This is a genomic window from Pseudomonas sp. WC2 (genome assembly GCF_050586545.1).
Classification (GTDB): domain Bacteria; phylum Pseudomonadota; class Gammaproteobacteria; order Pseudomonadales; family Pseudomonadaceae; genus Aquipseudomonas.
In genome coordinates this window covers 95,966-111,107 of sequence record NZ_JBOBDR010000002.1, presented here as the reverse complement: position 1 = coordinate 111,107, position 15,142 = coordinate 95,966, and the positions used below count along the sequence as shown (strand labels likewise).

Genomic DNA, 15,142 nt, shown 5'->3' with positions numbered 1-15,142 from the left:
CTTAAACGCTGAGCGCGGCGCGCAGTTGCGCTTCGAGTTGTGCGGCGTCGAGTTCCTGACCGATCAACACCAGACGCGTCACGCGCGCTTCATCGGCGCCCCACTGACGGTCGAAATGCTTGTCGAAACGCGTGCCCACGCCCTGAATCAGCAGACGCATTGGCTTGTTCGGGATGGCGGCGAAACCTTTGACACGGAGGATGCCGTGCTGGACCACCAGTTGCGTCAGCGCGTCGAGCAGCAGGCTTTCGTCAGCTTGCGGCAGTTCGATCGAGATCGAATCGAAAGCGTCGTGATCGTGGTCATCGTGGTCGTCATCGCCTTCACCGTGGTGGTGATCGTGATGGCTGTGACGGCTGTCGATGTGCTCTTCTGAACCGGCGCCGAGGCCGATCAACACGTCCAGCGGCAGACGACCGTTGCTGGCTTCGATGATTTTCACCGCTGGCGGCAGCTCTTCGGCGACTTCAGCGCGCACGCGAGCGAGGTCTTCCGGGCTGGTCTGGTCGGCTTTGTTGAGGATGACCAGGTCGGCGCTGGCCAGTTGGTCGGCGAACAGCTCGTGCAGCGGCGATTCGTGGTCGAGGTTCGGGTCGAGTTTGCGTTGCGCATCGACCTGATCCGGGAATGCCGCGAAGGTGCCGGCCGCCACGGCCGGGCTGTCGACCACGGTGATCACTGCGTCAACGGTGCAGGCACTGCGGATTTCCGGCCACTGGAAAGCTTGTACCAGCGGTTTTGGCAGGGCCAGGCCCGAGGTTTCGATGAGGATGTGGTCGAGGTCGCCGCGACGCGCGACCAATTCGCGCATCACCGGGAAGAATTCTTCCTGAACCGTGCAGCACAGGCAGCCGTTGGCCAATTCGTAAACACGGCCAGTGGCTTCTTCTTCGGTGCAACCGATGGTGCATTGCTTGAGGATTTCACCGTCGATGCCCAACTCGCCGAACTCGTTGACGATCACCGCGATGCGACGGCCCTGAGCGTTGTCGAGCATGTGGCGCAGCAAGGTGGTTTTGCCCGAGCCGAGGAAGCCGGTAACGATGGTGACGGGGAGTTTGGCCAGTGTTTTCATCGGTATGCCCTTTGGCAAGCGGCGGGCATACGGGACGAGAACCGGCAACGCGCGTGCGCGCCGGAAGCGTTCGCCACCGGATCACCCCGCCCGGTTGTAGTGAGAATCTGTGACGAGGCAGGTCTCCTGGCTGACGGTGTTCAGGCGTGGGGCCTGGCGTTGGCTGCGCCTTCCCGCTGGCTCATCAGTTGAGCTGGCAGTGGCGTGGCAGCGAACATCACCGTTCACAGTTGCGGGGGCAGCCGCGGCATTGACCGCGTTCCCTTCTTAGCTTCGGCGTGGGCCGAAGAACCTCGAAGGCGCAAGGCTACGCATGGCTTGCTTATGGGTCAATGTTGGATTGGGGGCATATCCGTTTACCGCAGCAACGGATCCAGCCACAAAATTGACTAAAATCCCCGAGCCATGCTCTCCTACACACCTTGTTACGGGTGCCCTTCACAGGGTGAAACGGGAAACCGGTGAATCATGTGCTTTACTCAAGCCCATGTCAGTCCGGTGCTGCCCCCGCAACGGTAAGCGAGCGAAGCGTCAAAACCACTGTGCCAGTAAGGCATGGGAAGGTGACGCTTGCAGGTCGGCCTGACGCCACCCCCTCGTGAGCCCGGAGACCGGCCCGCAACACACAGTGCGCATCGTGCGTCGCTGAACATAACAAACCCGCGGTGGGCGGGCGCTGTTCGAACCCCTGCGTGCTCGTCACGCCGGGGTTTTCATGCGCTCTAGATCACCCGCTGACACTCCAGAGGGAAGCGCCATGTCGATCATCAGCAGCACCGGCAGCAACACGGACAAAATCGCCAGCACGGCCACATTGAGCCAACGCCTGACCGCCGCGATCTTCGCGTCGATTCTCGGCGCCAGCCTGGTCTATTTCGCCGGTTTCTCGCACATCGAAGCGGTGCACAACGCCGCCCACGATACCCGCCACAGCGCCGCGTTCCCGTGCCATTGAGACCTGCCGACATGATCAAGCGTATCGCGCAAACCGCAGGTTTCACCGGTCTGCTGGCCGCCCTGCTCCTCACTCTGCTGCAAAGCTTCTGGGTCTCGCCGCTGATTCTGCAAGCGGAAACCTTCGAGAAAGCCGAACCTGTTGCCGAGGTTCATGAGCACGCCGCCGGCACCGCCGCGCATACGCACGATGCCGAAGCCTGGGAGCCGGAAGATGGCTGGCAGCGCGTTGTCTCGACCACCGGTGGCAATCTGGTGGTGGCCGTGGGTTTCGCCCTGATGCTCGCTGGCCTCTATACCCTGCGCGCACCGACCAAAACCTCGCAAGGTTTGCTCTGGGGTCTGGCCGGTTACGCCACGTTCGTCCTCGCGCCGACCCTGGGCCTGCCGCCTGAATTGCCGGGCACAGCCGCTGCGGATCTGGCCTCGCGTCAGATGTGGTGGATCGGCACGGCCGCTTCGACTGCGGTCGGACTGTCGTTGATCGCGTTCAGCCGTCACTGGCTGATGAAGATTCTCGGCGTGGCGATTCTTGCCGTGCCGCACGTGATCGGCGCACCGCAACCGGAAGTGCACTCGATGCTCGCTCCGGAAGCTCTGGAAGCTCAGTTCAAAATCGCTTCGCAGCTGACCAACGTGGCGTTCTGGCTGGCTCTCGGCCTGATCAGCGCTTGGTTGTTCCGCCGCAAAAGCGATGGTCAATATCACGCATGACCCATGACCGCGCAGCGCCGACCTTTGTCGTCGGCCTAGGCTGCCAGCGCGGCTGCCCGGCCAGCACGCTGCGCGCGTTGCTTGATCAAGCGTTGCAGGCCCATCGTATCGAACTGGCGGCAGTCAAGGCGCTGGCCAGTATCGATCTGAAGCGTGACGAGCCGGGTTTGCAAGAGCTCGCCGAGCAACTGGCCCTGCCCTTGCAATACTTCAGCAGCGAGGAACTGGCCAATTATCAGCTCAGGCTCAGTCACCATTCGCAGATCGCTTTTGAGCGTACGGGTTGCTACGGCGTCGCCGAAAGTGCCGCACTGGCACTGGCCGAACAGCTGATTCAAGCCCCCGCGAAACTGCTGATTTCCAGGCAAAAATACGCTCAGGCGACCCTGGCATTGGCTGGCGCTGCTTAAAATCCCGATAATCCCCGCCATCGATCATGAGCAATCTTCATCTGTAGGGATTGCCGAGCCGCTTTTTCAAAGGATTCAACGATGACCGTCTACTTCATCGGCGCCGGCCCCGGCGACCCGGAATTGATCACTGTCAAAGGCCAGCGGTTGATCCGCAGTTGTCCGGTGATCATTTATGCAGGCTCATTGGTGCCAGCGGCGGTACTCGAAGGTCATCAGGCCGAGACCGTGGTCAACAGCGCTGAATTGCATCTGGAGCAAATCATCGATTTGATCAAAACCGCGCACGCCAAGGGCCAGGATGTGGCACGGGTGCATTCCGGCGATCCGAGTCTGTATGGCGCGATTGGCGAGCAGATTCGTCATTTGCGTGAACTTGGGATTGCCTTTGAAATCGTCCCGGGTGTGACCGCCACCGCAGCGTGTGCAGCGCTGCTGGGCGCCGAACTGACGTTGCCGGACGTTTCGCAAAGCGTGATTCTGACCCGTTATGCCGATAAAACCGCGATGCCGGCGGGTGAAGGACTCGGCAGTCTGGCGCAGCATGGAGCGACCATGGCGATTCATTTGGGGGTCAATCATCTGGATAAGATTCTGGCCGAACTGGTGCCGCATTACGGCGCGGATTGCCCGATTGCGGTGATTCACCGGGCGACATGGCCGGATCAGGATTGGGTGGTAGGGACGCTGGCTGATATCGCCGGGAAGGTCGAGGCCAAAGGGTTTCGGCGTACGGCGTTGATTCTGGTTGGGCGGGTGTTGGGCAGTGAGGTGTTTAGCGAGTCATCGTTGTATCGCGCCGGGCATGCTCACATTTATCGGCCATGAAGGCCTTTTCGCGAGCGAGCTTGCTCGCGAAGGCTTAGGCAAAATTTACCCATAAAAAAACGGCGCTCACGGGGCGCCGTTTTTATGTCCGCAGCGAACACCTTAGTAGTAGGCGTTTTCTTTCTGCGTGTGGTCGGTGACGTCGCGGACGCCCTTGAGCTCCGGAATACGCTCAAGCAGGGTGCGCTCGATGCCTTCCTTCAAGGTCACGTCGGCTTGGCCGCAGCCCTGGCAACCGCCACCGAATTGCAGCACGGCGATGCCGTCTTCAACCACATCGATCAGGCTGACCTGACCGCCGTGGCTGGCCAGCCCCGGGTTGATTTCGGTTTGCAGGTAGTAGTTGATGCGCTCGTTGACCGGGCTATCGGCGTTGACCATCGGCACTTTGGCGTTCGGCGCCTTGATGGTCAGCTGGCCGCCCATGCGGTCGGTGGCGTAGTCGACAACCGCATCATCCAGAAACGCTTCGCTGAACGAGTCGATATAAGCGGTGAAGCTTTTTAGCCCCAGCGCCTTGTCTTCCGGTTTTTCTTCGCCCGGCTTGCAGTAGGCAATGCAGGTTTCGGCGTACTGGGTGCCAGGCTGGGTGATGAAGACGCGGATGCCGATGCCCGGGGTGTTCTGCTTGGAAAGCAGATCGGCCAGGTAATCGTGGGCGGCGTCAGTAATGGTAATAGCGGTCATGGAAACTCCTCGCAGGCTTGGGCGCAGTTTACGCCAAACAAGCCGCCGGACAAAGTCCTAGTATTTTTGTCGGGAAAGCATTCTCAATTGCGCTCGCTGTCTGGCACAGATTGACCGATGCGAGGTGGTATATAGATACCGCATGACAGCGTCTGACCTTCGATAACGTCGGCATCTGAATATCCGTTATCGAGTGTGATTCATGACCGCCTCCCCCGCTCCGGCGCCATCGACCGAAGCCCGTCAACACGCCTTGCTCAAACAATTGCTCGATCATCAGCTCGCACTCAAAGCACTGTTCGAGCAACAATCTGAAGCCGGCAAGGTGCTAGACGAGCTGCTTCGAACAAATATCCAAACGGCATTCCATGGTCATCCCCTGCCCATTGACCTGGACGCTGTGCATTGCGAAGAAATGCTCAAGATCAATACTCGGCCCGGCACGGCGACGTTCGTACCCGCCGATACGCCATCAAGACCGCTGTCCGCCCTGTTCACTGACAGCCCATGGGGCGGTGAGCATCTCGACGCGCCGAACCGCCAGTACCGATTCTTCGCCAAAACCAGCTACGACGAACCTGATCCCGCCGCGCCCAGCAAGGTGCGCAAGGTCAACCGCACGACGGGCAGTACACCGGCGTTCGAGGTATTTATCGATCAGCTGATCCGCCAGCCTGATCAGTGTTTCCAGACCCAACTGGAGCGCTTCTGGCAGGCGCCCTTCGCGCCCGACCAACCGACGACCCGGCGTCAGTGGCTGGCCGGTCACTTGGCCAAAGTCCTGCAAGCTGAGGTCGCCCTGCGCGTGACAGATGGCACGCTGGAAGCATCCAGCCAAGCGCTGGTCGATCACTTCGTCCGCCAGCCTTCCAGCCCGAGCCGCGCGAATCTGCCCGAACAACAGCGCCCTTGCGCCCTTGCCGTCAGCCTTAAAGGCCGAAATAACAAGCCCGACATCCCGTTGGTGGGAGCTTTCCTGCTCGCCAGCAAAACCCTGATGGGGGAATTCTCTGCTGCATCGGATCTCGGCGCTGTGGCGCTGTTCACTCCCCACAGAGGCATTGACGCGTTTTCTTCGCTGAAGGCGCTGGATCAAGCCTTGATGAACATGGCTGCAGGAAAAACCAGCGACTCACTGCTGGAAAACATCCGCTGGCAAGATCAGCCCCGCGCCCGCCGCTATCTGAAAAAAAACCCGGTGTTCCGCTACACACCCATCCAGGCGCAGCTGTTCAAACACCATATCGACGCACTGCTGGCCTTGCAGAAAAAGACATCCAGCACGGTTGGCGACTGTTGTCCCGGTACGGCGCCGATGGCAAGCGAGTCCATGAACTGTTCAACCGTCTGGCCAACATCGGTGCGTTCCTGGACATTCGTGACGCAATGACCGAACGCGCCAGGCGTTACCTCGAAAGCGCACTGCCCGCGTGGTATCGGCAGGCGAACCACGAAACCCGACACACCCTTGAGCAGCTGGCGGACGCGGAACTGAGCGCCAACAAACGCCTCGCCGAACAGTTTCGCAAAGCCGCCATTCCGACCCTTAAGGCCTTTGCCCGCCAGAAGCTGATGCAACAGTTGCAGGTGGATTACCCGAAGCAAGTCATTGACCCTGACCACGTCGCGGTGAAAATCACCACCAGTCTCAACCCCTCCAGCCTGGGCGGCGGTATCGGGCCGGATCAAGTGGCCTCCACCGATGATCCGAGGTCCAGACCGGCAAAGACCCTCAACCTCTCATTGACCGAACTGGCGCTGCAAAACACCCCGCCATGGGATTTCAGCCTGTACAAGCTGTTTACCGGTGAAACCACCACGATATCGGCCTCCGGCCCATCCATGCAGTTCGATGACGCGTATCTGCGTGCGCTGGTGGAAAAACTCGACGTGAGCAAAGGCTATGACGAACTGCTCGATAATCGCCTGCTCCAGCAGGGCTCGCTGCTGCGCCAGGCGTGGGGCGATGCCTACCGAGCCAGCCTGAAAACCCAAGCATTCGCCGCCAGACTGGACGATCAGTGTTTCCTCAAGGACCGCAACCAGCGCGGCTACCAGTGGGTCAAGGCAATCCTCGAAGCCGACCTACCGGCCAATCGCAAAACCGTCGACGGCCACAAAATCGTCGCCAGTGCACTGCTGATCGCCAACTCCCCGGCGACCGCCAATGGCTACCCTCTCAATGATGCCTTGGTGATCAGCGTGGAAAAACCCCAAGCGTTGCCCAACCTCGTGCTGTTCACCCCCGCTTCACCCACTGGACTGGACATCAAGGAGTTCGCCGACCAGCCCGCCCTGGAACGGTTTCTCCAGCAACAATGGCAAAGCTCCAGCGAATGGAAAACCTACGTGCTGCAGCAACTGTCGGACCCCGGCAAAGCCTGGGTAACAAGCCCGCAAAGCCTGATCCACAATCCCTTCGATAACATCCGTTTGCTGCCCATCACAACGCCGCTCTACGAAGCGCTGTATGCGCAGCGGATCGGGACACTGAGGGCCAATGCCGATCACGCCTCCACCAGCAATGCCGAAGTCGAATACCAGTCGCTGTGGAACAAAATCAACTTCGGCATCGACCTGGCCATGGATCTGCTCAGCTTTCTGCCGATCACCCGTGCGTTCAATGCCTCGCGCAATATCACCCGAACCTTCCTTCTGCTCAAACGCGCAGGCAAATCGAAGGCGGCGGCACGCGCGCTGTGGTCGATCAGCGGCGCCCGCGGCCGCCCCTTCATCCCGGCAAAGTTCGGCACGATGCCGACGCTGCGCACAACCAAGACGTTGTTCGGACTGGAAGTGGCGGTTGATCCACTGACGCTTAATCATCTGAAGGGCAATCTTTACCAGAGCAAGACGTCGATTCAGCAATATGCCTTGATCAACAACCAGTATTACCTGACCGATGTCGCACAGGGGCGGCGTTTCATCTATCCGCAGGATGTGGCCAGAAGAACGCTGCGCTTTCCGCTGACACTGGATGAAAACCTGCAGCACTGGCAGGTCGAACCGTTACCACGCCTGCGCGGCGGCATGGATCCGCTGGAAAAAGGTCCGCTGCAAACCACTTATCGCGATTACGAGCTGCCACCGACCGACGTCGCGGCGCTGCCGGTGCTCAACCGTGTGCCGTCGGGCGCAATGGGCCTGGGTTTTCTCAATCCGCTGTACACGACCAATGCGCCTGCCGTCGTTGCATTACACATCTTCGCCATCCAGAGCCGCCTGCGCCGTCACGCCAGAAGCTTTTTGAGAACCTACATCAGTCCGCCCCGGTTGTTTTCCCTGCCGCCGCGCGGGGCAAAACCCACGCAGCTGTTTCAGCACCTGTTCACCCAGCGTGACAGCCTGATCTTCGGCGAACGGCATACGGTGTCGCTGACCCGACAGTTCCTGATCAAGAACATGGCCGAACTGAAAAAGGCCGGGGTCAAGACGTTTGGTTTCGAGTTGCTCAACACCGATCTGCATCAGGCATGGCTGGACATCTACAACACCTCGCCCACTCATCCGATGCCAGCGGTTGTGCGAGAAAGACTGGAGATGGGTGATCGTTGGGCCTTTCAGGCAGACGAATTCAGCTACACGCGTCTGGTCGAGGATGCCCACGCGCAAGGGATCAAGATCATGGCGCTGGATACCACAGCCAGCTCGGTGTATGCCCCTGGAGACCTTTCGCCCTTTAGAGGGATGCCGACACTCTCCGATCAGTTGGATCGGGTGACGATGTTCAATTTCTTCGCCTACAAAAAACTCACTGAGGATCACTTGACCCTGGGGCCGCATCGCTGGGTGGCACTGGTCGGTCAAGGCCACTGCAACACGGTGCAGAACATTCCCGGGCTGGCCGAACTAACCAACAGCATCGGTATTCGCCTGGAACGGCGTATCGCTACGCATCCGTTGGCGAGGTTCCATCGCGATCCCGGTGTGCTCATCGGTTCACCGACCGGATCTCACGCGTTCGTGCACCAATGCGACATGTTGATGTGTCTGCCCAGTGAAGAAAACCTGCACTTGATCGCCGAGCGCGTGCACAGCCCGCAAATGTTCACCACCACCTCAATCAACCACGAGTCAGTGCTGCGCTACATGGATAATCAGCAGCAGATGAAGACGGTTCGGGTGTTGGCCGATGGCACCCTTGCGTATGTCAGCCACGCACCGTTCGGAGCATTGAGCGAACGACGCTTCGCCGACCTCGACGCACTGACCGAAGCATTGATCGATGAACTGGGAATGATGGAGGTCTGATGGCTCAGACCTCGGTCAAACACCGCGAGTCAGAGGTTCTCGTAGCGATTCATGTCCAGCACGCCCTCTTCCACCGGATCGGTTTCGTGCAGGTATTGGCTCAAATCGTGGAAGTAGAACCAGAATTGCGGATGACTGCGCCGGATGCCCCAGCGCTCGACGATTTTCTCGAAACGGTTGGCATCCTTGGCACTTTCCATGGCATCGACAAATTCGGCGACTTGCGCGGCGGGAACGTTGAAGATGAAATTCGGATAGCTGCTGAGCACGCCCGGGAAAATTGTCAGCGTGTCGAGCCCCGGTTGATAACGCAGGGATTCGCCGAGCAGAAACGCCACGTTGCTATGGGCGCGGTTGCGCATCAGGCTGTAGACCTCGCGTTTGCCGCTCGCGGTTTCGATGCGCAGCATGGTCGCTTCCGGCAGTTGGTCGATGACCTTCAAACCGGCGGCCGGGCGCGAAGTAAGACGGCTCAGTGCCTGTTCAGCGTTTTGCAGCGCCGGGTCGATGTTCGGACGCGAGCAATAAGCGCCGTCGCAACGGTTGATCGGGTCAGGCCGGGCATTGAGATCACCGTAACGCGCGAGCAACTGCATGGCGAAGTCGTACTTTGGATCTTTCTCATCGAGTTTCAGCGCGGTCGGTTTGTCGTCGTCGATGGCTTCGTAGTCGAGCCACATCTTGAACTGACCGCTGTTCTGGTACCAATCGTCGAGGTAGTCCTCACGGGAATCCGCCGGCATCAGGCGCAGGAAGTTCTGCTCGGCACCGTTACGGATCAGGTCGAAATACAGACGGGTTTGCGCTTGGTGGGAAACGTTGCCGAACACATCGAAGTTGACCGCCAACTGGTAATAGGTGCGTTCGAGCAATGGATAGTCGAACAGCCACATCGTCTGCGGCACCTCGCCGATCAGGCCTTTGGTCACTGAAGCACTGTCGAAGTGGCGGAAAATGCTCAGCAGTGCGTTGTCGTTGCCGGCCCACAGGGTCGACCAGCTCGGCGCCGGCGCGTCGGCGTAGCTGTCGCGACGCAGGGCTTCGTACTCGTTACGTTTGTCGCGGTAGTTGTGCCACAGGCTCAGGACGCTGCCGACATCGTCGTTCTGCCCCGGCATGGCCAGCAACGGCGTGGCCTGGCCGCGATAGTTCGGGTCGGTGACATACAGGTCATGCTCCGGTGCCTGAAACAGCGCCCAGAAGTTATCGCGGATCACGTCGGTCGCGATCTGCCCTCGGCACACCGGGCCACGGATAAACGTGCGGACGAAATATTCGGCGTTATCGAGCATGAACTGATACCGCGCCTGTGCGGGAATGGCCTCGAACGTGGCAAACGGATTCGCCCGACTTTGCGGGCCGTAACCCGGCAGCGCATTGACCTGCCAGTTGCCGCTGTAGAACAGGCTCTTGACCCGCGCCATCTTCGCCGCGCTCAGCGGATAAGTGATGTGGGTCTTGTGCACGATCACGCCCTGCACCGGCCACAAGCGGTAGTACACCTGTGTGCCCGGATCGTCATTGGGACGGCGGGTGGCGATCAGGTCGATCGGTTGACCGGTTGGCGTGCGCGAGCGCACCCATTGGAAGTAATGCCCGGGCTCGCCATCCTTGAAGTAGATGTGCGCGAGAAACCAGTGCTCGTACAACCAGCGCCCGACCAGACTTTCACGGGCACCCGGCATGTTCAGCAGGTTTTCCCACTGCACGATCTGCAGCGCCTCTTTGCTGCTCGGTGCCAGACCTTGTTCATCGATCGGCGCCCCGGACGCCAGCCAGCGCTGCAAGGTCTGATATTGCTGATCGGTCAGACCTGTCACCGCCAGCGGCATGCCCTCTTTCGGATGGGCGCCGGCGTAACCGTCAAACTCGGCGGGCATCGCACACAGGTTTTCGCGGTTCAGGCCCAGAACGATGTCTTGCGGCAGTTTGGCGTTGGGCGTCAGTGGCGTCTTGTGGCCAAGCTCGAGCATGCGCGCCATCAGCGCGGCCTGGCTGCCTTGGGCATCAAGCACCGAATAGAAGTCTTTCTGCTGCCAGGCGCGTTTGCCGAACGCATCGTAGAACAGCCGTGTGGTCGGCGCAGCCTGGGTACGTTCGCCATCGTAGACGGGCATTTTGCTCGCGCCTCGGGCCGCGCCTTCGCCACTGCCCAGATTGAGCTGACAGGCGGAGTCGTAGCACGCATGGCAAGCCACGCACTTCTCGGTGAAGATCGGTTGAATGTCACGGCTGTACGAGATCGAGGGTTCCTGCGCAACGGCGCCCCCACAGAGAAGCAGCAACACAAAACCAATGAAGCGGTAAGACATATTGCTGATCCTGATTTTAAAAACGCGGCGATTCTACAGTATGACGCTCGTACCAACATGAGCGATATTCATGCAAATGCGGTACATGCTCCGAAACCGCACAGGTTTGTTATGATCCCGCCCCTTCGTAATGGTCTTTCCGAGTAGTCCACATGTCCGATCGCAGTGTTCGCCTTCAAGCTCTCAAGCAAGCTCTCAAAGAGCGCATCCTGATACTCGATGGCGGTATGGGCACGATGATCCAGAGCTACAAGCTCGAGGAGCAGGATTACCGTGGCAAACGCTTCGCGGACTGGCCGAGTGACGTCAAGGGCAACAACGACCTGCTGGTCATCACCCGTCCGGACGTGATCGGCGGCATCGAGAAAGCCTATCTGGATGCCGGTGCCGACATCCTCGAAACCAACACCTTCAACGCCACCCGCATTTCCATGGCCGATTACGGCATGGAAGCACTGGCCTACGAATTGAACGTAGAAGGCGCGCGGCTGGCACGCAAGGTCGCCGACGCCAAGACTGCCGAGAACCCGGATAAGCCGCGCTTCGTCGCCGGCGTACTCGGCCCGACCAGCCGCACCTGTTCGCTGTCGCCGGACGTCAATAACCCGGGCTACCGCAACGTCACCTTTGATGAGCTGGTGGAAAACTACACCGAAGCCACCAAAGGTCTGATCGAGGGCGGCGCCGACCTGATCCTGATCGAAACCATTTTCGACACCCTCAACGCCAAAGCGGCGATCTTCGCCGTGCAAGGCGTGTTCGAAGAACTGCACATCGAACTGCCGATCATGATTTCCGGCACCATCACCGACGCCTCCGGCCGCACCTTGTCGGGCCAGACCACCGAAGCGTTCTGGAACTCCGTGGCGCACGCCAAGCCGATTTCGGTCGGCCTCAACTGCGCGCTCGGCGCCAGTGAATTGCGTCCGTACCTGGAAGAGCTGTCGAACAAGGCCAGCACTCACGTTTCCGCGCACCCGAACGCCGGCCTGCCGAACGAATTCGGCGAGTACGACGAACTGCCGTCGGAAACCGCCAAGGTCATCGAAGAATTCGCCCAGAGCGGCTTCCTCAATATTGTCGGCGGCTGCTGCGGCACCACGCCGGGGCACATTGAAGCGATCGCCAAAGCCGTGGCCGGTTATGCCCCACGGCAGATTCCGGACATTCCCAAGGCTTGCCGCCTCTCGGGTCTGGAGCCGTTCACCATCGATCGCAGCTCGCTGTTCGTTAACGTCGGCGAGCGCACCAACATCACCGGTTCCGCCAAGTTCGCCCGTCTGATCCGTGAAGACAACTACACCGAAGCCCTGGAAGTCGCCCTGCAGCAGGTCGAAGCCGGCGCCCAAGTGATCGACATCAACATGGACGAAGGGATGCTCGATTCGAAGAAGGCCATGGTGACCTTCCTCAATCTGATCGCCGGTGAACCGGACATCTCCCGCGTGCCGATCATGATCGACTCGTCGAAATGGGAGGTCATCGAAGCCGGCCTGAAGTGCATTCAGGGCAAGGGCATCGTCAACTCGATCAGCATGAAAGAAGGCGTCGAGCAGTTCATCCACCACGCCAAACTGTGCAAGCGCTACGGCGCGGCCGTGGTGGTGATGGCGTTCGACGAAGCCGGCCAAGCCGACACCGAAGCGCGCAAAAAAGAAATCTGCAAACGCTCCTACGACATTCTGGTCAACGAAGTCGGCTTCCCGCCGGAAGACATCATCTTCGACCCGAATATCTTCGCCGTGGCTACCGGTATCGAAGAACACAACAACTACGCTGTCGACTTCATCAACGCCTGCGCCTACATCCGCGACGAGCTGCCGTATGCGCTGACCTCCGGCGGCGTGTCCAACGTGTCGTTCTCGTTCCGTGGCAACAACCCGGTGCGCGAGGCGATCCACTCGGTGTTTCTGCTGTACGCGATCCGCGCGGGCCTGACCATGGGCATCGTCAACGCCGGTCAGCTGGAGATCTACGACCAGATCCCGCAAGAGCTGCGCGACGCCGTTGAAGACGTGATCCTCAACCGCACGCCGGATGGCACCGACGCCCTCCTCGCCATCGCCGACAAATACAAAGGCGACGGCAGCGTCAAGGAAGCCGAGACCGAAGAGTGGCGCAGCTGGGAGGTCAACAAGCGTCTGGAGCATGCGCTGGTCAAGGGCATCACCACCCACATCGTTGAAGACACCGAAGAATCCCGTCAGTCGTTCGCCCGCCCGATCGAAGTGATCGAAGGCCCGCTGATGTCTGGCATGAACATCGTCGGCGACCTGTTCGGCGCCGGCAAAATGTTCCTGCCGCAGGTGGTGAAATCCGCCCGGGTGATGAAGCAAGCCGTGGCGCACTTGATTCCGTTCATCGAACTGGAAAAAGGCGACAAGCCGGAGGCCAAGGGCAAGATCCTCATGGCGACCGTGAAAGGCGACGTGCACGACATCGGCAAGAACATCGTCGGCGTGGTGCTCGGTTGCAACGGCTATGACATCGTCGACCTCGGCGTGATGGTGCCGGCAGAGAAGATTCTGCAAGTGGCCAAGGAGCAGAAGTGCGACATCATCGGCCTCTCCGGGCTGATCACCCCGTCGCTGGACGAAATGGTCCATGTCGCCCGTGAGATGCAGCGTCAGGATTTCCATCTGCCGCTGATGATCGGTGGTGCGACCACGTCCAAAGCGCACACCGCGGTGAAGATCGAGCCGAAGTACAGCAACGACGCAGTGGTTTACGTGACCGACGCCTCCCGTGCGGTGGGTGTGGCGACGCAATTGCTGTCGAAAGAATTGAAGGCCGGTTTCGTCGAGAAGACCCGTCTGGAATACGTCGACGTGCGTGAGCGCACCGCCAACCGCAGCGCCCGCACCGAACGTTTGAGCTACCCGGCAGCCGTCGCCAAGAAACCGCAGTTCGACTGGTCGACCTATGAGCCGGTCAAACCGACCTTCACCGGCAGCAAGGTTCTCGACAATATTGACCTCAAGGTGCTGGCCGAATACATCGACTGGACGCCGTTCTTCATCTCGTGGGATCTGGCCGGCAAGTTCCCGCGCATCCTCGAAGACGAAGTGGTCGGTGAAGCCGCCACTGCCCTGTACAAAGACGCGCAGGAAATGCTCGCCAAACTGATCGACGAGAAGTTGATCAGTGCCCGCGCGGTGTTCGGCTTCTGGCCGGCGAATCAGGTGCATGACGACGATATCGAGCTGTACGGCGATGACGGCCAGCCATTGGCCAAGCTGCATCACCTGCGTCAGCAGATCATCAAGACCGACGGCAAACCGAATTTCTCGCTGGCTGACTTCGTTGCGCCGAAGGACAGCGAAGTGACCGACTACGTCGGTGGTTTCATCACCACCGCTGGCATCGGCGCCGAAGAAGTCGCCAAGGCTTACCAGGACGCTGGCGACGACTACAACTCGATCATGGTCAAAGCCCTTGCCGACCGTCTGGCCGAGGCTTGCGCCGAATGGCTGCACCAGCAAGTGCGTAAAGAGCACTGGGGTTATGCCAAGGACGAAGTCCTCGACAACGAAGCGCTGATCAAAGAGCAATACAGTGGCATCCGCCCTGCTCCGGGCTACCCGGCGTGCCCGGATCACACCGAGAAAGCGGCGCTGTTTGCCCTGCTCGACCCGGAGGCTGAAGAAATGCGTGCTGGCCGTAGCGGCGTGTTCCTCACCGAACACTATGCAATGTTCCCGGCGGCAGCGGTCAGCGGCTGGTACTTCGCCCATCCGCAGGCGCAGTATTTTGCCGTGGGCAAGGTCGACAAGGATCAGATCGCCAGCTACACCTCGCGCAAAGGTCAGGAGTTGAGCGTGACCGAGCGTTGGCTGGCGCCGAACCTGGGTTACGACAACTGATCCAGCCCTAAAGCAATATCCCTGTGGGAGCGAGCCTGCTCCCACATT

At 59.9% G+C, this 15,142-nt stretch carries 10 protein-coding genes and 2 riboswitches; of the genes, 7 read left to right on the top strand and 3 right to left on the bottom strand.

Features of this window, described 5'->3' with window-relative positions:
• Position 1: 1 nt before the first annotated feature.
• Positions 2-1,075, bottom strand: coding sequence for a cobalamin biosynthesis protein CobW (cobW, locus tag ACQ4OE_RS02515; RefSeq protein ID WP_122590808.1), 1,074 nt, complete (start codon positions 1,073-1,075; stop codon positions 2-4).
• A gap of 99 nt (positions 1,076-1,174) precedes the next feature.
• Positions 1,175-1,386: riboswitch (cobalamin riboswitch) on the bottom strand.
• 101 nt (positions 1,387-1,487) lie between these two features.
• Positions 1,488-1,709: riboswitch (cobalamin riboswitch) on the top strand.
• A 123-nt stretch (positions 1,710-1,832) separates the two neighbouring features.
• Between cobW and ACQ4OE_RS02510 the strand changes: the two genes are divergently transcribed.
• From ACQ4OE_RS02510 to cobM, 4 genes are all read left to right on the top strand, one after another.
• Positions 1,833-2,030, top strand: a complete 198-nt coding sequence (locus ACQ4OE_RS02510) for a CbtB domain-containing protein (protein WP_236431621.1) — start codon at positions 1,833-1,835, stop codon at positions 2,028-2,030.
• Positions 2,031-2,041: 11 nt separating this feature from the next.
• Positions 2,042-2,743 (top strand): CbtA family protein, encoded by a 702-nt coding sequence (locus ACQ4OE_RS02505; protein ID WP_122590805.1) that lies wholly within the window; start codon positions 2,042-2,044, stop codon positions 2,741-2,743.
• The gene (locus ACQ4OE_RS02500; RefSeq protein WP_430945554.1) at positions 2,740-3,153 is read left to right on the top strand and encodes a cobalamin biosynthesis protein; all 414 of its coding nucleotides are present in this window, start codon (positions 2,740-2,742) and stop codon (positions 3,151-3,153) included. The genes ACQ4OE_RS02505 and ACQ4OE_RS02500 overlap by 4 nt, the downstream gene beginning before the upstream one ends.
• Positions 3,154-3,234: 81 nt before the next feature.
• Complete coding sequence (gene cobM / locus ACQ4OE_RS02495; RefSeq protein ID WP_430945553.1) at positions 3,235-3,981, top strand: precorrin-4 C(11)-methyltransferase; 747 nt, start codon at positions 3,235-3,237, stop codon at positions 3,979-3,981.
• 102 nt (positions 3,982-4,083) lie between these two features.
• Here the strand turns inward: cobM and nfuA are convergent, their stop codons facing one another.
• Positions 4,084-4,668, bottom strand: a complete 585-nt coding sequence (gene nfuA / locus ACQ4OE_RS02490; RefSeq protein WP_122590799.1) for a Fe-S biogenesis protein NfuA — start codon at positions 4,666-4,668, stop codon at positions 4,084-4,086.
• 202 nt (positions 4,669-4,870) lie between these two features.
• On the opposite strand from nfuA, the gene ACQ4OE_RS02485 reads away from it, so the two are divergent.
• Complete coding sequence (locus ACQ4OE_RS02485) at positions 4,871-6,058, top strand: hypothetical protein (RefSeq protein ID WP_430945552.1); 1,188 nt, start codon at positions 4,871-4,873, stop codon at positions 6,056-6,058.
• The gene (locus ACQ4OE_RS02480) at positions 5,965-8,919 is read left to right on the top strand and encodes a dermonecrotic toxin domain-containing protein (protein ID WP_430945551.1); all 2,955 of its coding nucleotides are present in this window, start codon (positions 5,965-5,967) and stop codon (positions 8,917-8,919) included. The genes ACQ4OE_RS02485 and ACQ4OE_RS02480 overlap by 94 nt, the downstream gene beginning before the upstream one ends.
• A gap of 29 nt (positions 8,920-8,948) precedes the next feature.
• Here ACQ4OE_RS02480 and ACQ4OE_RS02475 read toward each other — a convergent pair whose 3' ends face one another.
• Positions 8,949-11,231, bottom strand: a complete 2,283-nt coding sequence (locus ACQ4OE_RS02475; protein ID WP_430945550.1) for a fatty acid cis/trans isomerase — start codon at positions 11,229-11,231, stop codon at positions 8,949-8,951.
• Positions 11,232-11,383: 152 nt separating this feature from the next.
• Here ACQ4OE_RS02475 and metH point away from each other — a divergent pair, with 152 nt between their 5' ends.
• Positions 11,384-15,094 (top strand): methionine synthase, encoded by a 3,711-nt coding sequence (metH, locus tag ACQ4OE_RS02470; protein WP_430945549.1) that lies wholly within the window; start codon positions 11,384-11,386, stop codon positions 15,092-15,094.
• The last annotated feature ends 48 nt before the right edge of the window (positions 15,095-15,142 follow it).